Annotated in this window: 20 protein-coding genes; 13 read left to right on the top strand and 7 right to left on the bottom strand. The window is 63.8% G+C overall.

From position 1 onward, the window contains the following. The first annotated feature begins 46 nt into the window (after positions 1 to 46). From U5A67_RS22595 to U5A67_RS22540, 12 genes are all read left to right on the top strand, one after another. Complete coding sequence (locus U5A67_RS22595; protein ID WP_321816233.1) at positions 47 to 1,045, top strand: LysR family transcriptional regulator; 999 nt, start codon at positions 47 to 49, stop codon at positions 1,043 to 1,045. A 237-nt stretch (positions 1,046 to 1,282) separates the two neighbouring features. Beyond that, positions 1,283 to 2,656 carry a tRNA (N6-isopentenyl adenosine(37)-C2)-methylthiotransferase MiaB gene (gene miaB / locus U5A67_RS22590; protein ID WP_321816232.1) on the top strand — a complete coding sequence of 458 codons (1,374 nt, stop codon included), beginning with the start codon at positions 1,283 to 1,285 and terminating at the stop codon, positions 2,654 to 2,656. A gap of 48 nt (positions 2,657 to 2,704) precedes the next feature. Next, positions 2,705 to 3,802 (top strand): PhoH family protein, encoded by a 1,098-nt coding sequence (locus tag U5A67_RS22585; protein WP_321816231.1) that lies wholly within the window; start codon positions 2,705 to 2,707, stop codon positions 3,800 to 3,802. A 25-nt stretch (positions 3,803 to 3,827) separates the two neighbouring features. Beyond that, on the top strand, positions 3,828 to 4,289 hold the full coding sequence (gene ybeY, locus U5A67_RS22580) for an rRNA maturation RNase YbeY (protein ID WP_205983351.1): 462 nt from the start codon (positions 3,828 to 3,830) through the stop codon (positions 4,287 to 4,289). A gap of 68 nt (positions 4,290 to 4,357) precedes the next feature. Beyond that, on the top strand, positions 4,358 to 5,050 hold the full coding sequence (locus tag U5A67_RS22575) for a gamma-glutamylcyclotransferase (protein ID WP_415767903.1): 693 nt from the start codon (positions 4,358 to 4,360) through the stop codon (positions 5,048 to 5,050). Positions 5,051 to 5,246: 196 nt separating this feature from the next. Continuing rightward, on the top strand, positions 5,247 to 6,140 hold the full coding sequence (locus U5A67_RS22570) for an HlyC/CorC family transporter (protein ID WP_205983353.1): 894 nt from the start codon (positions 5,247 to 5,249) through the stop codon (positions 6,138 to 6,140). 217 nt (positions 6,141 to 6,357) lie between these two features. After that, positions 6,358 to 7,998, top strand: coding sequence for an apolipoprotein N-acyltransferase (gene lnt / locus U5A67_RS22565; protein ID WP_321816229.1), 1,641 nt, complete (start codon positions 6,358 to 6,360; stop codon positions 7,996 to 7,998). A 254-nt stretch (positions 7,999 to 8,252) separates the two neighbouring features. Further along, positions 8,253 to 9,260, top strand: coding sequence for a glycine--tRNA ligase subunit alpha (glyQ, locus tag U5A67_RS22560; protein WP_321816228.1), 1,008 nt, complete (start codon positions 8,253 to 8,255; stop codon positions 9,258 to 9,260). A gap of 17 nt (positions 9,261 to 9,277) precedes the next feature. Continuing rightward, positions 9,278 to 11,377, top strand: a complete 2,100-nt coding sequence (glyS, locus tag U5A67_RS22555) for a glycine--tRNA ligase subunit beta (protein WP_205983355.1) — start codon at positions 9,278 to 9,280, stop codon at positions 11,375 to 11,377. Positions 11,378 to 11,412: 35 nt separating this feature from the next. Next, positions 11,413 to 11,976 (top strand): D-glycero-beta-D-manno-heptose 1,7-bisphosphate 7-phosphatase, encoded by a 564-nt coding sequence (gmhB, locus tag U5A67_RS22550; RefSeq protein ID WP_205983356.1) that lies wholly within the window; start codon positions 11,413 to 11,415, stop codon positions 11,974 to 11,976. A gap of 61 nt (positions 11,977 to 12,037) precedes the next feature. After that, entirely contained in the window at positions 12,038 to 12,799 is a 762-nt protein-coding gene (locus U5A67_RS22545) for a lysophospholipid acyltransferase family protein (RefSeq protein WP_205983357.1), read from the top strand. Positions 12,800 to 12,917: 118 nt separating this feature from the next. Next, entirely contained in the window at positions 12,918 to 13,847 is a 930-nt protein-coding gene (locus U5A67_RS22540) for a SprT family zinc-dependent metalloprotease (RefSeq protein WP_321816227.1), read from the top strand. A gap of 86 nt (positions 13,848 to 13,933) precedes the next feature. Here the strand turns inward: U5A67_RS22540 and U5A67_RS22535 are convergent, their stop codons facing one another. The 4 genes from U5A67_RS22535 to gloA all read right to left on the bottom strand — a co-directional run bounded on the left by U5A67_RS22535 (position 13,934) and on the right by gloA (position 17,430). Beyond that, positions 13,934 to 14,572, bottom strand: a complete 639-nt coding sequence (locus U5A67_RS22535) for a polysaccharide pyruvyl transferase family protein (RefSeq protein WP_415767902.1) — start codon at positions 14,570 to 14,572, stop codon at positions 13,934 to 13,936. After that, on the bottom strand, positions 14,569 to 14,772 hold the full coding sequence (locus U5A67_RS22530) for a hypothetical protein (protein ID WP_321959742.1): 204 nt from the start codon (positions 14,770 to 14,772) through the stop codon (positions 14,569 to 14,571). Before U5A67_RS22530 ends, U5A67_RS22535 begins: the two co-directional genes overlap by 4 nt. A 157-nt stretch (positions 14,773 to 14,929) precedes the next feature. Beyond that, a complete protein-coding gene (locus tag U5A67_RS22525; protein ID WP_321816226.1) occupies positions 14,930 to 16,288 on the bottom strand; it encodes an undecaprenyl-phosphate glucose phosphotransferase in 1,359 nt (452 codons plus the stop codon). A gap of 758 nt (positions 16,289 to 17,046) precedes the next feature. Then, complete coding sequence (gene gloA / locus U5A67_RS22520) at positions 17,047 to 17,430, bottom strand: lactoylglutathione lyase (protein WP_103707888.1); 384 nt, start codon at positions 17,428 to 17,430, stop codon at positions 17,047 to 17,049. Positions 17,431 to 17,646: 216 nt separating this feature from the next. Here gloA and panE point away from each other — a divergent pair, with 216 nt between their 5' ends. After that, complete coding sequence (gene panE / locus U5A67_RS22515) at positions 17,647 to 18,591, top strand: 2-dehydropantoate 2-reductase (RefSeq protein ID WP_321816225.1); 945 nt, start codon at positions 17,647 to 17,649, stop codon at positions 18,589 to 18,591. A 22-nt stretch (positions 18,592 to 18,613) separates the two neighbouring features. Here the strand turns inward: panE and rsmA are convergent, their stop codons facing one another. The 3 genes from rsmA to U5A67_RS22500 are packed head-to-tail and all read right to left on the bottom strand — an operon-like array spanning position 18,614 to position 21,877. Continuing rightward, positions 18,614 to 19,447, bottom strand: coding sequence for a 16S rRNA (adenine(1518)-N(6)/adenine(1519)-N(6))-dimethyltransferase RsmA (rsmA, locus tag U5A67_RS22510; protein WP_321816224.1), 834 nt, complete (start codon positions 19,445 to 19,447; stop codon positions 18,614 to 18,616). 14 nt (positions 19,448 to 19,461) lie between these two features. Then, positions 19,462 to 20,484, bottom strand: coding sequence for a 4-hydroxythreonine-4-phosphate dehydrogenase PdxA (gene pdxA / locus U5A67_RS22505; protein WP_205983368.1), 1,023 nt, complete (start codon positions 20,482 to 20,484; stop codon positions 19,462 to 19,464). 22 nt (positions 20,485 to 20,506) lie between these two features. Beyond that, positions 20,507 to 21,877, bottom strand: a complete 1,371-nt coding sequence (locus U5A67_RS22500) for a peptidylprolyl isomerase (RefSeq protein WP_321816223.1) — start codon at positions 21,875 to 21,877, stop codon at positions 20,507 to 20,509. Between the last annotated feature and the right edge of the window lie 84 nt (positions 21,878 to 21,961).

The raw sequence follows: 21,961 nt of genomic DNA, 5'->3' as shown, positions 1-21,961 counted from the left end.
TGGCGTAGCATTTGAAGCATTTTCAATCGCCATCTAATAATCGCGTATGGACAATCTCGGCGACGTGCGCCTTTTCGTGGAGGCCGCGCAGCTCGGCAGTCTGTCGGCGGCCGGGCGCAAGCTCGGCCTCACGCCCGCTGCGGCCAGCGCCCGCCTCGCGCGGCTCGAAGCCGAACTGCACGCGCGCCTGTTCGATCGCACCACCCGCCAGCTGCGCCTCACCGACGAAGGCCGCAGCTATCTCACCTGTAGCGAACACGCGCTGCGCTCGCTCGACGACGCCAAGGCCGCGCTGCAGGAGGGCCAGAACGCGGTGCGCGGCAAGGTGCGTATTTCGGCGACATCGGACTTCGGCCGCAATCTGCTGATGAGCTGGCTCGACGAATTCCGCACGCGCTATCCCGACGTGCGCTTCGCGCTCACGCTGACCGATTCGATCTCGAATCTCGTGCAGGAAGATATCGATCTGGCGATCCGCTTCGGCACGCCCGCCGACAGTTCGCTGATCGCGCGACGCCTCGCGCCGAACCCGCGCGTGCTGTGCGCCGCGCCCAAATACATCGCGCAGCACGGCGAACCGCAGGAACCGGCCGATCTGGCCCGCTTCGACTGCATCGTGATCGGCTCGCCGGCCGGGCCGGTCAACGAGTGGCGTTTCACGCGCGGCGACCAAACCCAGACCTACGTGGTGCCGCTGCACGACGCGCTGGAAAGCTCGGACGGCGAGGCCGTGCGCCAGTGGACGCTGTGCGGTTACGGGTTATCGGTGAAATCGATCTGGGACGTCGCCGACGACCTGCGCGCCGGGCGTCTGCAAATCGTCATGCCGGACTGGCGCTACCCCGAACAGCCGGTGCACGCGCTGTACCATCGCAACCGCTATCTGGCACCGCGCGTGCGTGTGCTGCTGGAGTTTCTGACCGAGCGCTTCGCGCAGACTTCGGGCGAATTGAGCGCGCTCGCGCCGTGCGCGCAAGACCGCGCCGACACGCCAGCCGGCAAGACCGGCGCACGTTCGCGCCGACGCAAAGCCGTCGAGGCATAAGGCTATAATGTCGGATTAAGCTGAACGACGGTTCGCGTCGTCAAACTGCGGAAAAAAACGCGAAAGCGGCCTCAAAAGCCGCCGTAAAACCCCGCAAGCGAACCGCCCCACCGTGCGCCACGGCTCTCGCAGGCCGGCCACTCGATTCAGCCCCACTTTTCACCGAAGTCCCGACGTGCATGACGTGCATCAACCGGACGACGCCCCCAGGTGAACCACTGCGAACGGCGAACCCCGATGACCAAGAAAGTTTATGTAAAGACCTATGGCTGCCAGATGAACGAGTACGACTCCGACAAGATGGTCGACGTACTCGGCGCCGCTGAAGGACTCGTGAAGACCGACACGCCCGAGGATGCGGACGTGATTCTGTTCAACACCTGCTCGGTGCGCGAAAAGGCGCAGGAAAAAGTCTTCTCCGAACTCGGCCGCGTGCGCGAGCTGAAGGAAGCGAACCCGAACCTGCTGATCGGCGTGGGCGGCTGCGTGGCGAGCCAGGAAGGCGCGTCCATCGTCCAGCGCGCGCCGTACGTCGATCTGGTGTTCGGTCCGCAGACGCTGCACCGCCTGCCGCAGATGATCGACGCGCGCCGCGCCTCGGGCCGCGCGCAGGTCGACATCAGCTTCCCCGAAATCGAAAAGTTCGACCATCTGCCGCCCGCGCGCGTGGAAGGCCCGAGCGCGTTCGTCTCGATCATGGAAGGCTGCTCGAAGTACTGCAGCTACTGCGTCGTGCCCTACACGCGCGGCGAAGAAGTCTCGCGTCCGCTCGACGACGTGCTGACCGAAATCGCCGGTCTCGCCGACCAGGGCGTGCGTGAAGTCACGCTGCTCGGCCAGAACGTCAACGCCTATCTGGGCGCGCTCGCGCAAGGCGCGACCGACGTGGCCGACTTCGCCACGCTGATCGAATACGTCGCCGAAATCCCCGGCATCGAACGTATCCGCTACACGACTTCGCACCCGAAGGAATTCACGCAGCGTCTGATCGACACCTACGCCAAGGTGCCCAAGCTCGTGAGCCATCTGCATCTGCCGGTGCAGCACGGTTCGGACCGCGTGCTGATGGCGATGAAGCGCGGCTACACGGTGCTCGAATACAAGTCGGTGATCCGCAAGCTGCGCGCGATCCGCCCGGACCTGTCGCTGTCGACGGACATCATCGTCGGCTTCCCGGGCGAGACGGAAGAAGACTTCGAAAAGACCATGAAGCTCGTCGAAGAGATGAGCTACGACACGAGCTTTTCGTTCATCTACAGCCCGCGTCCGGGTACGCCCGCCGCGAATCTGGAAGACGAAACGCCGCGCGAAATCAAGCTCAAGCGTCTGCAGCATCTGCAGGCCACGATCGAAGAGAACGTGCAGCGCATCAGCCAGTCGATGGTCGGCAAGGTCGAGCGCATTCTGGTCGAAGGCCCGTCGCGCAAGGACCCGAGCGAACTGTCGGGCCGCACGGAAAACAACCGTGTGGTGAATTTCCCGGCGCCGCTCGCTTCGCACGCACGTCTGATCGGCCAGATGATCGACGTGAAAATCAATCACGCCTACCCGCACTCGCTGCGCGGCGAGCTCGTGCTCGCGCACGAGGGCAATGCGGCGGTTTCGCACTAAGCTGCGCACTGTCACGCTATCCACGGAACACGGGAGTTCAGAGACACCTTGAAGCCGAATCAGCAGCATCTGGAATTCACCGCGCCGCGCGAAGACAACGCGCGGCTCGCGAACCTCTGCGGTCCGCTCGACGAGAACCTGCGACAGATCGAGCAAGCCCTCGACGTCACGCTCGCGCGCCGCGGTCATCGCATCTCGATCCGCGGCCGTGGCGCGAAACTCGCCCTCGCCGCGCTCGAAAACTTCTACAACAAGGCACGCGATCCGCTGTCCATGGACGATATCCAGCTTGCGCTGGTCGAAGCGCGTCATCCGGCGGCGATGGGCCTGAAAAGCGGCAACGGCAACGGCAACGGCAACGGCGGCACCAACGGTGACGACGCCATCGACCCGCGTTTTCGCGGCGATCCCGATCATCCGTTCGACGAGCCGGCCGGTCTCGACATCGATATCGAGGAACAGGGCCCGAAGCTCTACACGCGTCGCGCCGACCTGCGCGGCCGCACGCCCGCGCAGCGCGAGTACCTCAAGCAGATCATTTCGCACGACGTGACCTTCGGCATCGGGCCGGCGGGCACGGGCAAGACCTATCTCGCGGTGGCCTGCGCGGTGGATGCGCTCGAACGCGATCAGGTCAAGCGCATCGTGCTCACGCGTCCGGCCGTGGAAGCGGGCGAGCGTCTGGGCTTCCTGCCCGGCGATCTCTCGCAGAAGGTCGATCCGTATCTGCGTCCGCTTTATGACGCGCTGTACGACCTGCTCGGTTTCGACAAGACGGCGAAGATGTTCGAGCGCCAGATGATCGAAATCGCGCCGCTCGCCTATATGCGCGGGCGCACGCTCAATCACGCGTTCATCATTCTCGACGAGGCGCAGAACACCACGCCCGAGCAGATGAAGATGTTCCTCACGCGTATCGGCTTCGGTTCGAAGGCGGTCGTGACCGGCGACACCACGCAGATCGACCTGCCGCGCGGCCACAAGAGCGGCCTGATCGAGGCGCAACACGTGCTGAATAACGTGCGCGGCATCGCCGTCACGCATTTCACCAGCGCGGATGTGGTGCGTCACCCGCTGGTCGCGCGTATCGTCGAAGCCTACGACGCGCACGCGAAAAAGGACGAGAGCAACAGCGACGCGCGCTAAGGCGAACGTCATCGACACCACCACCATGGCACGCGCACCGAAACTCAAACTGAACGTGCAGTTCCCCGCCGCGAAGGCGTTCCCCGAGCACAAGGCCGCGCTGCCCCGCGCAACCGTGGCTGCGTGGATCAAGGCATCGCTGTTCGCGGACGCGGAACTGACCGTGCGCTTCGTCGACGCCGAAGAAGGCCGCACGCTCAACCGCACCTATCGCGGCAAGGACTACGCGACCAACGTGCTCACCTTCGCCTACGCGGAAAGCGAGGACGATCCCGTCACCGGCGATCTGATCCTCTGCTGTCCGGTGGTGGCGAAGGAAGCCGCCGAGCAGGGCAAGCCGCTGTCGGCGCACTACGCGCATCTGCTCGTGCACGGCACGCTGCACGCGCAGGGTTACGACCACGAAGACGATGCCGAAGCGGAAGAGATGGAAGGCATCGAAACCGAAGTGCTCGCCTCGCTCGGCTTTCCCGATCCGTATAAATAAGGCTCTCCACCCAGCCTCCCTCTGCTCTGCCCGATATGAACGACAAGCGCGCGAACGTTTCTGGTGAAGTGAACGACTCCGACAGGCAGACGCAGAAGGATGCGCGGTTGATCGCCGCTTCAACGGGCGACACGCCCTGCCCCGGCTATCCGCCGTCGCTGGGCGAATCGCGCCTGCTCACCGAAGACGAACTGCGCGTGTCGCTCGACTGCACGCTCCAGCAATGGGACGGCAAGAGCGATATCTGGCTGTTCGGCTATGGCTCGCTGATCTGGAACCCCGGCCTGCCGACCGTCGAAAGCGTGCGCTCGCGCGTGCATGGCTACCATCGCGGGCTGTATCTGTGGTCGCGCGTGAACCGCGGCACGCCCGAGCAGCCGGGCCTCGTGCTCGCGCTCGATCGCGGCGGCTCGTGCGCGGGCGTGGCATTTCGCCTCGCCGCCGAAGGCGTCATGCCGCATATGGAAGCGCTCTGGCGCCGCGAAATGCCGATGGGCTCGTACCGGCCCGCGTGGCTGCCCTGCGTGCTCGCCGACGGCCGGCGCGTCGCCGCGCTCGCCTTCGTCATGCGCCGCGAGGCGTCCACCTACACCGGCAAACTCGCCGAAGACACCGTGCGCACCGTATTCGGCTGCGCGAGCGGCCGCTACGGCACGACGCTCGACTACGTGCGCCGCACCGTGGAAGCGCTGCGCGAAAGCGGCATGCCCGACCGCGCGCTGGAGCGGCTGCTGGCCCGCTGCGCGGGCGAATCGCGCTGAATGACCGTCCGCCAGCGCCGGCCCGAGGCGATCCCGCCCCAGACCGCGCAATTTTGATCCGCGACGCGACGCACACCCATCTGCGATAGGATTGATCTCATGTGACGTGACATACATGGCCGCGCCACACGCATGATGTATCCTTTCCCTTCCGCAACAGCGCGCCAGGCCACGAAGAGGCCAAGGGCGCACCACCATGAACGACTCCTATCCCAGTCGACGACAGACCGACAAACCGCAGGAAAAGCGCTCCCTTCTCGAGCGGCTGACCGACTTCATCTCGCCCGAGCCCGACTCGCGTAGCGAGCTTCTCGAAATCCTCCAGGACGCCCACGCGCGCAATCTGATCGACGCGGATTCGCTGTCGATGATCGAAGGCGTGTTCCAGGTCTCCGAGCTGTGCGCGCGCGACATCATGGTGCCGCGCGCCCAGATGGATGCGATCAACATCGCCGAGAATCCCGACGATTTCATCCCCTTCGTGCTGGAAAAGGCGCACTCGCGCTATCCGGTCTACGAGGGCAATCGCGACAACGTGATCGGCGTGCTGCTCGCGAAAGACCTGCTGCGTTATTACGCCGAAGAGGAATTCGACGTGCGCGGCATGCTGCGCCCCGCCGTTTTCATCCCCGAATCGAAGCGTCTGAACGTGCTGCTGCACGACTTCCGCCAGAACCGCAATCACATCGCCATCGTCGTGGACGAATACGGCGGCGTGGCGGGCCTGATCACGATCGAGGACGTGCTGGAGCAGATCGTCGGCGATATCGAAGACGAATACGACTTCGACGAGGAAAGCGGCAATATCATCGCTTCGCCGGATGGGCGCTTCCGCGTGCGCGCGCTCACCGAGCTCGAACAGTTCAACGAGGCGTTCGGCACCCATTATCCCGATGAGGAAGTCGATACGATCGGCGGCTTCGTCACGAATCACTTCGGGCACGTGCCGCATCGCGGCGAGAAAGTGCGTATCGACGATCTGATCTTCGAAGTGCTGCGCGCCGATGCCCGCCAGGTGCATATGCTGCTGGTGCGCCGCGATCCGCTGGCCGGTCAGCGCGAGGCCGTGCTGGCGCCGCCGGGCACCTGAGGCTTTCGAGCTTGACCTGCTCGACCTGAAGAAACGCCGGCTTTCGCGCCGGCGTTTTTTATTCCAGCGATCGATTGCCACGACGATTCACCCGACGCCGCCCGTCGCCACGAATTCCTGTCGCGCGAAAATGCTATCGTTGCGCTCGCTGCGTGCATGGCTCGCGGCGACGAAGCACTGACCTCGCACTCACGAATCACTCCGCAATCCGCGCTCCATGGCCGAACCGATCGATTCCCGCACGCGCGACGGCGCGCGCGCCGCACTCCCCGCCAGCCGCAGCGTGCCGGCGTGGCATTACCTCGCCGCGCTCGCGCTGGGCGCGCTCAACACGCTCGCGTTCGCGCCCACGCCGCATGGCGGCTGGCTCGAAATTGCCCTCTTCGCGGCATTTTATTTCTGGCTCACGCGCACCACGGGCTGGAAAAGCGCGCTCTTCACGGGCTGGGCGTTCGGCTTCGGCAATTTCGTCACGGGCGTCTGGTGGCTGTATGTGAGCATGCACTTCTATGGCGGCATGCCCGCGCCGCTCGCGGGCGCGGCGCTCGGGCTGTTTTCGCTTTATCTCGGCATCTACCCGGCGCTGGCCGCGCTGGTCTGGTCGTTCTGCGCCGGTCACGCGCGCAATAGCCGCCTGGGCGCCGATGCGCGGCCCTTCGCGCCCACCTGGCACGGCGCTTTCGCATTCGCCAGCGCGTGGGCGCTCGGCGAATGGGCGCGCGGCTATATCTTCACCGGCTTTCCGTGGCTCTCGAGCGGCTACGCGCAGGTGGACGGGCCGCTCGCCGGCTTCGCGCCGATCGTCGGCGTGTATGGCGTGGGCTGGGTGCTGGCGCTGGTCGCGGCGCTGCTCGTGCAGACCGTCATCAGCGTGCGGCTTGCGCGCGGTGGAGCGATCACCGCGGCCGTCATCGCGCTGGGCACGATCGGCGCGGGCCTACTGCTGCCGCGCGTGAACTGGACCCACCCGGAAAACGCCACGCTTAACGTGCGCCTGCTGCAAGGCAACGTGAAGCAGGACATGAAATTCTCCGAGTCCGGCACGCAGGACGCGCTCAACGAGTTCCAGAAGCTCATCACCGAAAAGCCCGCCGATCTCGTCGTCACGCCGGAAACCGCCGTGCCGGTGCTAGTGCAGCAGATCCCGGAGAAGTTCGGCCGCGATATCCGCGATTTCGCCGACACCACGCACACCGCCATCCTGTTCGGCGCGGTGGGCGGCACGATCACGCCGGAAGGCCGCGTCGTCGATTACACCAACAGCCTGTTTGGCGTGACGCCGGGGCAAAACGGCCTGTATCGCTACGACAAGCACCATCTCGTGCCGTTCGGCGAGTTCGTGCCCTGGGGCTTCCGCTGGTTCGTGAACCTGATGAACATTCCGCTCGGCGATTTCGCGCGCGGCGCGCCGGTGCAGCCGCCGTTCCTCGTGCACAACCAGCCGGTGGCCGTCGATATCTGCTACGAGGACATCTTCGGCGAGGAAATCGCCCGCACGGTGCGCGAGAACCCGGTTTCGCCGGGCATTCTGGTGAATTCGACCAATCTGGCCTGGTTCGGCGACACCATCGCGCTCGACCAGCATCTGCAGATCGCGCGCATGCGCTCGCTCGAAACCGGCCGGCCGATGCTGCGCGCGACCAACACGGGCGCCACCGCCGCCATCGACGCGCACGGCAACGTGATCGCGCGCCTGCCCACGTTCACGGCGGGCTCGCTCGACGTGCAGATCGCCGGCACGCAAGGCTTTACGCCCTACGTGACGAGCGGCAACAACACGGTGATCGCCATTTCCCTGCTGCTGCTCGCGGTGGGTTTTGCGTTCGGGCCGGGCCGCATCGGGCGCAAGAAAGCCTGATACATCAAGACGTTTCGACGATGGCGCGCAGCGGCTGATCGTGCGCGGCATCGTCGCCAGAAAGACGTCACAAAGTCCGCCACAAAGCGCCTGACGCGACGCGCCCAACCCGCCGCGGTCTCAAGGCCGCGCCAATCCGGTAAAATTCAGCGTTTTAGCACCTGGCCGCCACGCACCGGTCGCCGCGCGGGCCGCGCCTGCCGCCGCAACCCGCGTCTCCCGCCCCAAAGACACCGCAGACACTGCAGGCACACATGCTCACGTTTCAGCAAATCATCCTGACGCTCCAGTCCTACTGGGACAAGCAGGGCTGCGCGCTGCTCCAGCCGATCGACATGGAAGTCGGCGCGGGCACTTCGCACGTCCACACCTTCCTGCGCGCAATCGGCCCGGAGCCGTGGCGCGCCGCCTACGTCCAGCCGTCGCGCCGCCCGAAAGACGGCCGCTACGGCGAAAACCCGAACCGCCTCCAGCACTACTACCAGTACCAGGTCGTGCTCAAGCCGGCGCCGGAAAACATCCTCGATCTGTACCTCGGCTCGCTCGAGGCGCTCGGCTTCGACCTGAAGCAGAACGACGTGCGCTTCGTGGAAGACGACTGGGAAAACCCGACGCTCGGCGCCTGGGGTCTCGGCTGGGAAGTATGGCTCAACGGCATGGAAGTGACGCAGTTCACCTACTTCCAGCAAGTGGGCGGCATCGACTGCAAGCCGGTGCTCGGCGAAATCACCTACGGTCTCGAACGTCTCGCGATGTATCTGCAGAAGGTCGAGAACGTCTATGACCTCGTCTGGACCGAGTGGGAAGAGCAAGGCTCGAACGGACCCGAGATCCGCCGCCTGACTTACGGCGACGTCTACCACCAGAACGAAGTCGAGCAATCGACCTACAACTTCGAGCACGCGAACGTCGACCTGCTGTTCACGTTCTTCAACGCGTACGAAAGCGAAGCGAAGCGCATGATGGAGCAACAGCTCGCGCTGCCCGCCTACGAACTCGTGCTCAAGGCCGGCCACACCTTCAACCTGCTCGACGCACGCGGCGCGATCTCCGTGACGGAGCGCGCAGCCTACATCGGCCGCATCCGTACGCTCTCGCGCAGCGTGGCGCAGTCGTACTACGAATCGCGCGAGAAGCTCGGCTTCCCGATGCTCGGCAACCCGGTGCATGGCGTGCCGGGCCTGACCACCGACGAACAGGACGCCGCGATGCCCGCCTGGGCGCCGCCGCTGAAGGTCGAACGCAAGTTCGGCGAGGAATGACCGGATCTCCGACAACAATGACCCAAGCTCATCAAGCCACTCTCCTCGTCGAACTGCTGACCGAGGAACTGCCGCCGAAGGCCCTCGCGCGCCTGGGCGACGCTTTCGCCGAAGGCATTGCGCAGCGCCTCGCCGCGCGCGACCTGATCGAAGGCGATCTGTCGTTCGAACGCTTCGCCACGCCGCGCCGCCTGGCGGTGACGATCAAGAACGTGCGCAACGTCGCGCCTGAAAAGCAGGTGCGCGAAAAGGTGCTGCCGGTTTCGGTCGCGCTCGACGCCAACGGCCAGCCCACCGCCCCGCTCGCGAAGAAGCTCGCGGCGCTCGGCTTCCCCGACTTCCCGGTGGCCGATCTCGAACGCGCCGTGGACGGCAAGAACGAAGCGTTCTTCCTGCGCTACTCGGCGCCGGGCGCGACGCTCGCCGACGGCCTGCAGGCGGTGCTCGACGAAGCGCTCGCCAAGCTGCCTATCCCCAAGGTCATGAAGTACCAGCGCCCGGACGGCAGCGACGTGCAGTTCGTGCGCCCGGTGCATCGCCTGACGGTGCTGCACGGCGAACAGATCGTGCCGGTGAGCGCATTCGGCGTCGATGCCGGCGACACCACGCGCGGCCATCGCTTCCTCTCGGAAGGCCTGATCGCCATCCAGCACGCCGATGACTACGCGCACACGCTGCAGCACAAGGGCCGCGTGATCGCGAGCTACAGCGAACGCCGCGACGCCATCCAGGCACAGCTGACCGAACAGGCGGGCGACGACAAGGTCGTGATGCCCGAATCGCTGCTCGACGAAGTGAATTCGCTGGTCGAATGGCCGGTCGTCTACGCCTGCAAGTTCGAGGACGAATTCCTGCAAGTGCCGCAGGAATGCCTGATCCTCACGATGCAGACGAACCAGAAGTACTTCGCGCTGACCGACGATCAAGGCCGCCTGCGCTCGCGCTTCCTGATCGTCTCGAACATCGAAACGGCGACGCCGGTCGAGATCGTCGAAGGCAACGAGCGCGTCGTGCGCCCGCGTCTGGCCGACGCCAAGTTCTTCTTCGAGCAGGACAAGAAGAAGACGCTGGCCGACCGCGTGCCGCTGCTCGCGAACGTCGTCTATCACAACAAGCTCGGCTCGACGCTGCAACGCGTGGAACGCCTCGAAGCGCTGGCCGGCGCGATCGCCGCCATGTGCGGCGCGGACGTCACGCTCGCCAAGCGCGGCGCCCGTCTGGCGAAGGCCGATCTGTTGACCGACATGGTCGGCGAATTCCCCGAGCTGCAAGGCACGATGGGCACCTACTACGCGCGCCACGACGGCGAAGCGGAAGAAGTGGCGATCGCCTGCTCCGAGCACTACCAGCCGCGCTTCTCCGGCGACGAACTGCCGGGCACGCCCACGGGCACCATCGTCGCGCTCGCGGACAAGCTCGAAACGCTGGTCGGCATCTGGGGCATCGGCCTTGCGCCCACCGGCGAGAAAGACCCGTTCGCGCTGCGCCGCCATTCGCTGGGCGTGCTGCGTATCCTCGTCGAAAAGCAGTTGCCGCTCGACCTCGTCGAACTGCTGCGCACGACCTACGCGCAATTCGCGGGCAACGCGGCCGTGGCCGAATCGACGCAGGCGATCTACGAATTCTGTATGGACCGTCTGCGCGGCCAGCTGCGCGAACGCGGCTACGCGGCGCAGGAAGTGGACGCCGTGCTGGCGCTGAACCCCACGCGCTTCGACGACGTGATCGCGCGTCTGGACGCCGTGCGCGAATTCGCGGCGCTCAACGAAGCGGCGGCGCTCGCTGCGGCCAACAAGCGTATTTCGAACATCCTCAAGAAGTCCGAGGGTACGGAAGACGCCGGCGTGCAGATCGCGCTGCTCGTGGAAAACGCCGAAAAGGCGCTCTACGCACAGCTCGAACAGGTCGCCCCGCGCGTGGAATCGCAACTGGCGGCGCGCGAGTACACGGGCGCGCTGACGGCGCTCGCGGCACTGCGCGAAACCGTCGACACGTTCTTCAACGACGTGATGGTCAATGCCGAAGATCCGGCGCTGCGGGCCAACCGCCTCGCGCTGCTCAAGGCACTGCATCGCCAGATGAACAGCGTGGCCGACATTTCGCGACTCGCGGCGTAACGGCCGTCGTGACACTCCAACACTGACGCGACACCATGCCGACCAGCTCCAGCCGCAAAATCGTGATCCTCGACCGCGACGGCGTGATCAACGTCGATTCCGACGCCTTCATCAAGTCGCCGGACGAATGGGTCGCACTGCCGGGCAGCCTCGAAGCGATCGCCCGCCTGAACCAGGCGGGTTATCGCGTCGCCATCGCGACGAACCAGTCCGGCATCGGCCGTGGCCTGTTCGACACGACGGCGCTCAATGAGATGCACGCGAAGATGCACCGCCAGGCTGCGGCCGTGGGCGCGCGCATCGACGCGGTGTTTTTCTGCCCACACACCTCGCAGGATCACTGCGACTGTCGCAAGCCCAAGCCCGGCATGCTGAAGATGATCGCCGACCGCTTCGAGATCGAGCCCGCCGACACGCCCGTGGTGGGCGATTCGCTGCGCGATCTGGAAGCGGGCGCCGCGCTCGGCTTCCGCACGCATCTGGTACTGACCGGCAAGGGCCAGAAAACGCTCGCCGCGGGCGGCCTGCCCGAAGGCACGCAGATCCACGACGACCTGCGCGCCTTCGCGCTGGACTTCCTCTCCAACGAACCGGCCTGAAGCGCGCGCTGTAGCGCGCTTTCGCTGCCCTGCTTTCCCGAACGGTCCACCGGTCTACCCAATGCGCTTTATCCGCTCCCTGCTGCTGTTCATTTACCTGATCGTCTACACGATGCCGTACGCCACGGCGTGCTTCATCGCGTTCCCGTTCTTGAACGCCACGCGGCGCTACTGGATGGCGGTGGGCTGGTGCCGCTCGACACTGTTCGTGTCGCGCTGGCTGGTGGGCATCAAGTACCGCATCGAGGGCATGGAGAACCTGCCCAACGGCCCGGCCGTGCTGCTGTCCAAGCACCAGTCGGCATGGGAAACGCTGGCGTTTCCCGCGTTGATGCCGCGCCCGCTGTGCTACGTCTTCAAGCGCGAACTGATGTTCGTGCCGTTCTTCGGCTGGGCGCTGGGCATGCTGAAGATGGTTCACATCAACCGCAAGGAAGGCAAGAACGCGTTCGCTTCGGTGATCCGCCAGGGCAAGCTGCGCATGGCCGAAGGCGCATGGGTGATCATGTTCCCGGAAGGCACGCGCATTCCGGTGGGCAAGACGGGCAAGTACAAGACCGGCGGTCCGCGCTTCGCCATCGAAACGGGCGCGCCCGTGGTGCCGATCGCCCACAATGCGGGCCACGTCTGGCCCCGTAACTCGTTTATGAAATATGCGGGTATAGTCACGGTGTCGATCGGCAAGCCCATCGATACCAAGGGGCTTACGCCCGACGAAGTGAATACGCGCGTGGAAAACTGGATCGAGACCGAAATGCGCCGTATCGATCCGGACGCGTACCGCAAAACGGATGGCACGTCGGCCAATACCGCGAAAATCTGACGACTGCCGGGCTCGATGAGCTGGCTTTAACGGCGGGTTTTGCCGCCGGTCTGGTCGCCGGACTGGTCATTCATCCGCCGCGCGGGCCGCACACGCCCACCCCGCTCCAGGCCTGACGATGCAGAAGTCCCCCACGCCGCGCCATGCCGCGGCGCTCGATCATCAGCAACTCGATTTGCCGCTCTTTGCTGAGCCGGCTAGCGCCACTCCCGCTCCTTTGCCGGTTTCGTCGGGCTCGCCGGGTTCCGCACCTGTCGTGTCCCATGCTGGGTCTCCTGTTGCTCCGCTATCGCCGGGAAAAACCGGCAGGTCGCCGCTTGCGCCTGACGGCTCGCGGCTGCGTACGCTCGAACTCGGCGCGCGGACGCTGCAGTATCGGCTTAAGCGGTCGTCGCGCAAGTCGATTGGGTTCGCGATCGATTCGACTGGGCTCACGATTACAGCGCCACGCTGGGTGACGATTGCGGATATCGAGAACGCTATCGCCGAGAAGCAAAGGTGGATTTTTTCCAAGCTGATCGAATGGCAAACGCGAGTCGAGCAACGTGCGCTGCCGAAGGTGGAATGGCGCGATGGGGCGGAACTGCCTTATCTCGGCAAGCCGATGCGGGTGACGCTGGGGACGGGCTCGCTGGTTTTTGATGAGGCGACGCGGGTGCTTTCGTTGCCGCTGCCACCGCATGCGGATGCGCAGCAGATCAAGGATCGGGTTACCGGGTGGTTGCAGGGTGAAGCGACGCGGATCTTCGGCGAACGGCTGACGGTTTATGCCGCCCGGCTTGGGGTGACGTTTCGGTCGTATGCGCTTTCTTCGGCGATGACGCGCTGGGGAAGCTGTTCAAGCGAAGGACGGATCCGGTTGAACTGGCGGCTGATCCATTTTCCACTTTCGATTTTGGATTATGTGGTCGCGCATGAGCTTGCCCATCTGCGGGAGATGAATCACAGCCCGCGGTTCTGGCAGACCGTGGAGTCGATCTTTCCGGAATTCCGCGAGGCCAGGAAGCAGTTGAAACAGCATCCGCCGGAGATGGTGCCGGGGATGTGATCACAGTAGAGCGACAATGCCCTACTGCGTCAGGACCGTGCTGAAAAACTGCAATCGATGGATTTCCTGTCTGATCCAGTGGTATTTCACCGAAAGACCGTCCCGACTCGCTCGCCATCACCAACTGAACCGCTTTTCAAGGCATCGAGGAAGCGCCCGAATGCCTCGATATGATCCGCTGCGCTCGTGAATCGAGGCATCTCGCATTGTCCTGTCAGCATGTTTGTCACTGTCGCCACACAAGCGGTCGCACTGGGCAATGGCTCCCTCGGCCCCGGCAAACCACGATCGTTCAAAAATTCGACGCACTTGCGTTGGTAACAAAAGAGCAGTGCCGGAACGTTGTAGACATAGCTCGTAATTGCCCCGTGTAGTTTCGACGTCACCACACACGAGGCGTTAGCAAGAAGATCGATAACTTCCGTAATTGACCCGTCGTACCGGTAGCGACTGACACGCACTTGCTCCGGTTTGAAGAGCCTCGCGATGTCTCCTGTTATTGCCACGCTTTCCTCATCGAGAGAGATGAACAACACCTCATCGACAAGCCCCAGACGATCAATCGCGCCCAGCATTTCCAACACAGCGTCGGCATATTCCTCCAAATGAATGGATACCAGTAACGTGCGCGCGCTTTCTCGTTTCAACTCTGGTGCGTAAAGCCCAGGCAGAGAAAATGCAAGGTCACCGAGATTCGATGTCAGTTGGCCGCCGAGTTCACTCACCGCTTCGACGGATGAATCATCACGAACGGCAATACAGGAAAGCCGCCTGATGACATCTGTCGCACCAGTTCGATGTCCAGTTCGGTGATAGGCACTTCGGGTGTGGATTCGGTTGCGTCGACCACATGCGTCGTGACCGGTGCGCCGACGACATCCGCGGAAGCAACAGTCGCGAAATCCGCTCGGGCAGAGGTTGACATGCGCATCCCTGGTGCGACAGAGCACGCGCCTAACATCGAGCACAGCACGATAGATATACCTCGATCAAAGATTCGTGGCACACCAGTTCGTTTTGTGTCGCTTATCGTCTGAGAAAACAGCCATTTCATTCGTTTCACCACTTCCACATTTCAGCGATCAATACGCATTGCTATGCCTGAGTCCCTTGAATATCGTCGCCACAACAATGCGCATATCAAGCCAGAACGACCAGTTACTGAGGTAATACAAATCGTGCGCAACACGCCCTTGCATCTTCTCGATGCGATCGGTCTCACCGCGAAAGCCATTCACCTGCGCCCAGCCGGTAATGCCAGGCTTGATGCGATAACGATGGATATACCCATCGACGATGTCCTGATACAACTTGTCGTGCTCGATGGCATGCGGACGCGGCCCGACCACCGACATCTCGCCACGCAGCACATTCAGAAACTGCGGCAGCTCATCCAGGCTCGTGCGGCGCAAGAATGCCCCCACGCGTGTCACGCGTGGGTCATTGCGCGTTGCCTGTTTGACGACGCCAGCGGCCTCGGCATGCACGCGCATGCTCCGAAATTTGTAGATATGAAAGATCTTCCCGTTCGCGCCTTTACGCCGCTGCTTGAAGAACACCGGACCGCGCGAAGTCAGCTTCACAACCAGCGCAATCAGCATCAAAACAGGAGAAAGTGCACACACCGCACACAGCGCAAAAAGCCGGTCGAATATTTCCTTGCCCAGCAAGGAATGCGCAGCGATAGGCGACGCCACCAGATTGATCGCCGATGTCCCGTCGAGATCCGCCATGCTGGAATCAAATGGCACCAGCGCACTGACGTCTGGAATGAAGCGGATATTGATCAGGTCGTTGCGAAACAGCTCGATGAAATCGAGCATCGTTTGTTCTTCGGAAAGCGGCAGCGCCAACCAAAGCTCGGCGATATGAAGATTGCGGATATACGAAGCAAATGCGATGCGGTCGCGAAACGTCGGCACGCCGATGCCCGGCGCGTCGGCATCAGGCCCTGTATCGAAAACAGCCGACACTCTGTAGACCGATTCCGACGTCGCATCGACCTTGCGAATCAGACCTTTACAATAATCTGCAGTCCCAACCATAGCGACAGCACGCGTTTCCACATCCAGGCCCGCAATGCGCAGACAAAACGCATGCGCCGCGAGCCTGCCCCCGACTACACCCGCAGCAGACAGGCACGCCCACTCGCCAATCCACTTCCAGTCGAGTTGATACGAACGGTGAAGCACGACGACCAGTGCGCAAGCCCCAGCCAGCACAGACAGCCATACCAGTATCGGCAGACACACGCAGCGCCAGAAGAGTTGGCGGCGATTGATTTCATACATGCCCAGCGAAGGGCAGATCATGAGTGCCAGCAACATGGCGAACGCAACCAGCGCGCTGTCGTATCCGGCGCCGCCGTCGAAACTGTGCGTATGCGTCGCAATGAATGCGCCGCCCGCAATCGCCATGACGTCCGACAGGCGCGCAAGCATGCCGCCGTTCCGGAGGAAAACCGAAGCATTACTGGGGGTTGCCAAATGCATACGCTTTTTTCGCTGAGAGATAATGTCGCGGCATATCCATCGATATCGCACACCCGGGCACGAGCGATCATGCAGTCCGATGCATAACCTCAAGCTCCAGCACCATGCTTCTCATGGTGCGTGGACATATAGCCAGCCAGGGAAGGCGAAGTCTCTGTTCTTGGCGTCCGACCGCAAATGCGGCGAACGCGGATCAGACGACAGCTCATAAAGGCGCGCAGTAGGCGCCCGTTATCAGCACGACGGCAGAAGCTGCGATGGCATCCCTTTGATGCCTCGCCACTCACATGCTGAGCGACGAATTCTGATCGAGCGTCTATTTAGCGTATATAGGACGACTCCGAATTGCCGCCTGAATGCCCATTAAATTTCGCCATTTCTATCTCGATTTATGCGGCGAGTCATATCCAGCGTCAACAGTGACCCGCTCCATCGTCAAAAAATAAGGATGACGAATTATTTTTCGAAGATGAAAAAATTACCGCGCAGAATCAGGAAACGATCGCCCTGAATTCACGCATCAATCGCAATATAAGTAACGAGATATACAAATCGAAATTTAAACTTCTTAATGTAAGCATTAAATTTCGATAAAACGCGCCGATATTCTTATTCTATTGGCGGGCGATCTACGTTCATTCGTCGTCTCGATGACGATTCTTGCGAGCGACACAGGAATCCTCCCATGTCGCCCGCACAAAACCCGCTTACTTCTTCTGAATAAACTCGATCTTGTACCCGTCCGGGTCGGTCACAAACGCGATCACGGTCGTGCCGTGCTTCATCGGGCCGGCTTCGCGCACCACCGTGCCGCCCTGCTCCTTGATCTTCGCGCAGGCCGCGTAGGCGTCGGCCACTTCAACCGCCAGGTGACCGAAGCCCGTGCCGAGGTCGTACGACGGCGTATCCCAGTTGTGCGTGAGTTCGATCACGGTGCCATCGCGCTCGTCGGTGTAACCGACGAAGGCCAGCGTGAACTTGCCGTCGGGATAGTCTTCGCGGCGCAGCAGCTTCATGCCGAGCAATTCGGTGTAGAACTTGATCGAGCGGTCCAGGTCGCCGACCCGGATCATCGTGTGCAGCAGGCGCATCGTGTACTCCGTTTTGCCATCGTCAAAACCGGGACTCTACCAAAATCCTGCGCGCCCTGCCGACGGCGGGATACGTCCCCGTCTGAGCCTCGCCCGGCAAACCATCTCGATTTGCACTAGGATGATCGCCATCCTGAAATGACCGTCCGTGCGTAAAAGCCAAGGCAGCGCGGGCGGCCGGTTTTGCGAGCAACAACAGACAAGCGAGGAGCAGACATGCGGATTCTGGTGGTGGGTGCAGGCGCGACGGGCGGCTATTTCGGTGGACGGCTCGCCGCCGCCGGGCGCGATGTGACGTTTCTGGTGCGCGAAGCGCGAGCGGCGCAATTGCGTGCGGATGGACTCGTGATCCGCAGTCCGCATGGCGGCGATCTGACGCTGCGCGATCCGCAGACGGCCACGCGCGAAGCGCTCTGCGCGCCTGGCGCCAGGCCTTACGATCTCGTGCTGCTAAGCTGCAAGGCCTACGATCTGGACGACGCGATCGACTCGTTCGCGGGTGCCGTCGGCCCCGAAACGGTGATCCTGCCGCTGCTCAACGGTATGCGCCATCTCGAAGTGCTGCAGGCGCGCTTCGGCACCCAAGCGGTGCTCGGCGGCGTGTGCCTGATCGCTTCCACGCTCAATGAGCAGCGCGAGATCGTCCATCTGAACGACGCCCATGCGATCACCTTCGGCGAACTCGGCGGCGGCGCGTCGGCGCGTGTGGACGCCATCGCGGCAGCGTTCAGCAATGCCGGTTTCAACCTGAAGGCGAGCGAGCGCATCCTGCAGGAAATGTGGGAAAAGTGGGTGTTTCTTGCGTCGCTCGCGGGCAGCACGTGCCTGTTCCGCGCGCCGGTGGGCGTGATCGTCGCGACGCCGGATGGCGCGGCGACCGTCGAGCGTCTGTTCGCGGAATGCCGCGCCGTGGCCGCGGAACACGGCCATGCGGTGCGCGACAGTTTCCTCGAACGTTCGCGCTCGATGCTGTTCGCGACGGGTTCGTCCCTCACCGCATCGATGCTGCGCGATGTGCAGAACGGCTCGCGTATCGAAGCCGATCACATCCTCGGCGATCTGATCCGCCGTGGCGGCGCCGCGCAGCGCGCGTCGAGCGAGTTGTCGGTGCTGCGCATCGTCTACAGCCAGCTCAAGGCCTACGAGGCGCAGCGCGCCTGAGCCGGCTGCGGGGCAGCGGCGCTTATTGCGGCGCCGCTTCGCCCAGCGCCTGCGCCACGCGCACGTACTCGTCCACCGGCACGTCTTCCGCGCGGCGCTGCAGATCGAAGCCGAGCGCTTCGAAATCCACGCGCTCGCGGTAATCGGCCAGCGTATTTCGCAGCATCTTGCGACGCTGCGAGAACGCCGCCGTCACCAGTTCGCCCATCAGCTTCGCGTCGACCTTCGGCAGTTCGTGCGGCGCATACGGAATCATCCGCACGATCGCCGAATCCACCTTGGGCGGCGGCTGGAACGACTCCGGCGGCACGTCCAGCACCTTATCCATCACGTAGCGGTACTGCAGCATCACCGTCAGGCGGCTGAACGCCTTGGTGCCCGGCTCGGCCACCATGCGCTCGACCACTTCGTTCTGCAGCATGAAGTGCTGATCGACGACCTGATGCGCGAAATCCGCGAGATGGAACAGCAGCGGGCTGGAAATGTTGTACGGCAGATTGCCGATGATACGCAGCGACGGCTTCTCACCCGGCACGGCCAGCGTGCCGAAGTCGAACGCCAGCGCGTCGCCTGCGTGCAGTTCGAGCAGCGCCCCGAACTTCTTGTTGAGGCGGCCGATCAGGTCGCGGTCGAGTTCGACCGCATGCAGCGGCGCTTCGGGCGTCGCGAGGCGCTCGATCACCGGCCCGGTGAGCGCGCCGAGGCCCGGCCCGATTTCGACCATGCGTTCGCCGCGCTGCGGGCGAATGATGTCGACGATCGAGTCGATCACGCCCGTATCGACGAGGAAGTTCTGGCCGAAGCGCTTGCGCGCGAGGTGGCCCTGGTGCTTGTTGTTACTGCTGCTCTTGGACATCTTGGTCAGTTCTGTCAGACGACGCGCCGATGGCGCGCCATCGAAACGGCGGTATCGATGGCGGCGATCAGGCTGCCCGCTTCCGCGCGGCCAGTGCCGGCGAGGTCGAGCGCGGTGCCATGATCGACCGAGGTGCGCACGATCGGCAGGCCCAACGTCACGTTGATGCCCGCGCCGAACGTCGCGTATTTCAGGACCGGCAGGCCCTGATCGTGGAACATTGCCAGCACGCAGTCGGCCTCGTTGAGATAACGCGGCTGGAACAGCGTGTCGGCGGGATACGGGCCGCGCGCGTCGATGCCTTCGGCAGCTGCTTGCGCGAGCGCCGGCGAAATCGTGTCGATTTCCTCGCGGCCCAGATAGCCGTTCTCACCCGCATGCGGGTTCAGGCCGGTCACGAGGATGCGCGGCGTGGGCACGCCGAAGTGGCGGCGCAGGTCATGATTGACGATGCGCAGCGTCTCCAGCAGGCCTTCGATGGTCAGTGCCGCCGGCACGTCCTTGAGCGGCAGATGCGTGGTCGCCAGCGCCACGCGCAACGGCCGCGCGCCGGTGCCCGCGAGCATCATCACCACGCGCGGCGTGTGAGTGCGTTCGGCAAGGTATTCGGTGTGGCCGGTGAACGGCACGCCGGCGTCGTTGATCGTGCTCTTTTGCAGCGGCGCGGTGACGATGGCGTCGAATTCCTGCGCAACCGCGCCGTCGATCGCGCGATCGAGCAGCGCAAGCACGTACGGGCCGTTGGCGGCGTCCAGCTTGCCGGCTTTGGCGGGCGTGGCGAGCGGGATGTGCTCGACGCTCACCTTCTGCCCCGCCAGCATCGCGGTCCAGTCGACGCTGGTGGCTGCCGCCCGCGCTTCGAGCAGCGCCTGGTCGCCGAGTACGACGAATTCGGCATCCGGCCAGTGCGCCGAGGCGCCCGCGAGCGCCGCCGCCGTCAGCTCGGGGCCGACACCGGCCGGCTCGCCGGTGGTGATGGCGATGCGGATCGGCCGCGGCCCCCGCGGCGCTGAAGACGAAGAAGCGGGGACGTTCACGGCGCGATTCCTTTCAGGCAGATTAGTGCTGCGGCGGCGTCATGCCGCTGATCTTGTAGTCGACGTAGGCCGTGTCGCGCAGCTGGCGCAGCCAGTCGGCGTATGCCTGTTCGGCCTTGCGCTGGCCGATCGCCTGACGCGCGAGATCCATCTGCTGCGCAACCGAGCCTTCGGCTTCGCGGCGGCCCAGCACCTGGATCAGGTGGTAGCCGTATTCGGTACGCACCGGCTCGCTCAGCTGGCCGTCCTGCAGCGTGTTCATCGCACGCTCGAATTCCGGCACCGTTTCACCCGGGCTGATCCAGCCGAGATCGCCGCCCTGCGACGCCGAACCGTCCTGCGAGTAGGTGCGTGCGAACTTGGCGAAATCGCCGCCCGCCGCCACTTCACGGCGGATTTCCAGCAGCTTCTGGCGCGCCTGCGGTTCCGACATGCCGTCGCCCACGCGCAGCAGGATGTGGCGCACGTGCGTCTGCACCAGTTGCGGTGCGGCCGCGCTCGTGCCCTGGCCCTGACGGCGCTCGACCAGACGGACGATTTCAAAGCCGTCGTTGGTGCGGATCACCGAAGGATTCACTTCGCCCGGACGCATCGTGGACGCCGCCGTCACCCATTCGGGCGGCAGCTTCGACGGTGCGAGGAAGCCCATGTCGCCGCCCTTGCTGGCATCGGCGGCCTGCGAGTTCGACTTCGCGAGGCTCGAGAACTTGCTGCCCGACTGCGCTTCCTTGAGCAGCGCATTGGCCTTCTTCTGCGCGGCTTCGATGTCGGTTTCCGACGCGTTCAGCGGCGCCTTGATGAAGATGTGCTCGAAGTGCAGATCGCTTTGCTGGCCGGCGTTCGGGCCGCGCTGGCTGGCGATGTAGTTCGCGACTTCGGCGTCCGTCACCGAAATCTTGCTGTCGACTTCCTTCTCGCGCAGCTTCGAAAGCGTGAGTTCCGTGCGCGCGTCCTTCGTGAAGGTCGCCCAGGGCACGCCAGCCGCTTCGATGCGCGAGCGGTACGTGGCCAGATCCATGCCGTTTGCCTGCGCGAGGCGCTCGAGCGTACGGTTCACCGATGCGTCGTCGACGGCAATGCCGTCTTCCTTGGCCTTCTGCAGCTGGATGCGTTCGAGCACCATCTGGTTGAGCACCTGGGCGCGCAGCTGGTCCGTCGGCGGGATCGGCGCGTTCTGCTGGGTCAGGCGGCGCGAAATGAGCGTGACGCGGTCGTCGAGCTCGCGCTGCGTGATCACGCCGTCATTGACGACCGCGGCGATCAGATCGACCGTCTTGCCGCTGCCGCCGGGCGAAAGCTGCTGCGCATAGGCCGGGGCTGCCGGCATCAGGCCTGCGACGGCGAAGAGGCTCGCAGCGTACGCTGCCAGGCGAAGCTTTTTCATGATTCCCACAGATACTCCAAAGTTGGCGGGCAGCGTCGCCCGTCTCTAAGCACCGACCCGCGCTGCACCGGAGCACGGCCAATCGAAACGCTC

Source organism: Paraburkholderia sp. J69-1 (assembly GCF_905220255.1).
Taxonomy (GTDB): domain Bacteria; phylum Pseudomonadota; class Gammaproteobacteria; order Burkholderiales; family Burkholderiaceae; genus Paraburkholderia.
Note: the sequence above shows the minus strand (reverse complement) of the source record. Positions and strands in the feature narration are given on the sequence as shown.

Coding starts and splice junctions, on each gene's coding strand:
- U5A67_RS22525 (WP_321816226.1), bottom strand. CDS start 16,288: ATGCTTGCGCGCCTGTCGGACGTCATGGCGATTGCGGGCGGCGCATTC.
- gloA (WP_103707888.1), bottom strand. CDS start 17,430: ATGCGCCTGCTGCACACGATGATCCGGGTCGGCGACCTGGACCGCTCG.
- glyS (WP_205983355.1), top strand. CDS start 9,278: ATGACCCAAGCTCATCAAGCCACTCTCCTCGTCGAACTGCTGACCGAG.
- rsmA (WP_321816224.1), bottom strand. CDS start 19,447: ATGTCCAAGAGCAGCAGTAACAACAAGCACCAGGGCCACCTCGCGCGC.
- ybeY (WP_205983351.1), top strand. CDS start 3,828: ATGGCACGCGCACCGAAACTCAAACTGAACGTGCAGTTCCCCGCCGCG.
- U5A67_RS22570 (WP_205983353.1), top strand. CDS start 5,247: ATGAACGACTCCTATCCCAGTCGACGACAGACCGACAAACCGCAGGAA.
- lnt (WP_321816229.1), top strand. CDS start 6,358: ATGGCCGAACCGATCGATTCCCGCACGCGCGACGGCGCGCGCGCCGCA.
- U5A67_RS22595 (WP_321816233.1), top strand. CDS start 47: ATGGACAATCTCGGCGACGTGCGCCTTTTCGTGGAGGCCGCGCAGCTC.
- panE (WP_321816225.1), top strand. CDS start 17,647: ATGCGGATTCTGGTGGTGGGTGCAGGCGCGACGGGCGGCTATTTCGGT.
- gmhB (WP_205983356.1), top strand. CDS start 11,413: ATGCCGACCAGCTCCAGCCGCAAAATCGTGATCCTCGACCGCGACGGC.
- U5A67_RS22540 (WP_321816227.1), top strand. CDS start 12,918: ATGCAGAAGTCCCCCACGCCGCGCCATGCCGCGGCGCTCGATCATCAG.
- miaB (WP_321816232.1), top strand. CDS start 1,283: ATGACCAAGAAAGTTTATGTAAAGACCTATGGCTGCCAGATGAACGAG.
- glyQ (WP_321816228.1), top strand. CDS start 8,253: ATGCTCACGTTTCAGCAAATCATCCTGACGCTCCAGTCCTACTGGGAC.
- U5A67_RS22545 (WP_205983357.1), top strand. CDS start 12,038: ATGCGCTTTATCCGCTCCCTGCTGCTGTTCATTTACCTGATCGTCTAC.
- U5A67_RS22530 (WP_321959742.1), bottom strand. CDS start 14,772: ATGTCAACCTCTGCCCGAGCGGATTTCGCGACTGTTGCTTCCGCGGAT.